The sequence below is a fragment of the Oceanospirillum linum genome (assembly GCF_001995095.2).
GTDB lineage: Bacteria > Pseudomonadota > Gammaproteobacteria > Pseudomonadales > Halomonadaceae > Oceanospirillum > Oceanospirillum linum.
Genome location: NZ_MTSD02000075.1, coordinates 1 through 461 on the forward strand (window position 1 = coordinate 1; position 461 = coordinate 461).

The 461-nt window shown below is 43.0% G+C and carries 1 protein-coding gene; it reads right to left on the reverse strand.

Annotated features, from left to right (window positions below):
• On the reverse strand, positions 1 to 328 hold a 328-nt coding region (locus BTA35_RS16685; protein ID WP_139363712.1), incomplete at its 3' end, for an HNH endonuclease.
• Between the last annotated feature and the right edge of the window lie 133 nt (positions 329 to 461).

Genomic DNA, 461 nt, shown 5'->3' on the forward strand with positions numbered 1-461 from the left:
CTTTATAAGTTGTCCAATCTATGCTGTGTGGCAGGTTCCTATTACCTAATACTTTCGGTTCGCTTGGGTTTTCAAACATTTTATCTGACTTTTGACGATTACACCCCATGTGACTAAGTTGCAAATTTTCTAGCGAACTAGGATGACCACCTTTTGATACTGGAATGATATGGTCAATCACTGGAGACAACGGATGCGGATAAGCAAGCGTCTTGTCTACATCTTGACCGCAGATTCCACAGGTGTGTTTTGTCTTTAGTATGCGCTTCTTGTTTCTTTCAAAAGCCACACGGTGGGGTCCTTGTTTGTCTGCTCTTAATTGTTTCATAACTCACCACGCCTAACGAACACCAATCCAAGTATCTTCTTCTCTGTTTCACTTGGCTCTGTGTCATACTCCACACGCCAACCATCCTTGCATTCCTCAATGCTGACTACATTGCTATGCTTGCATGGAACTC